General features: G+C 43.6%; 1 protein-coding gene. It reads left to right on the forward strand.

The window, feature by feature from the left end:
• Nucleotides 1-193, forward strand: a 193-nt coding sequence (locus AAEY83_RS16665; protein WP_351060861.1) for a 2-C-methyl-D-erythritol 4-phosphate cytidylyltransferase, incomplete at its 5' end; no start/stop codon positions are given.
• Nucleotides 194-257: the final 64 nt, after the last annotated feature.

Consider the following 257-nt stretch of genomic DNA (forward strand, 5'->3'; position numbering starts at 1 on the left):
GCTTAAAAGTGCGCTTCAAAACGCATTAGCAAGTGGGGTAACTATTACCGATGAAGCCAGTGCAATTGAGTGGGCAGGTAAACCGGTAAAGCTTGTAGCAGGTCGCAGCGATAATATTAAAATAACCACGCCAGAGGATTTAGATTTGGCTGGGTTTTTACTACACAAACAACAACACGAGAGTGCATTATGATACGAATTGGCCATGGTTTTGACGTACATAAATTTGGCGGCGAAGGCCCGTTAACTATTTGTGG

This window comes from Psychrobacter sp. TB20-MNA-CIBAN-0197 (genome assembly GCF_040309765.1).
Lineage (GTDB): Bacteria > Pseudomonadota > Gammaproteobacteria > Pseudomonadales > Moraxellaceae > Psychrobacter > Psychrobacter submarinus.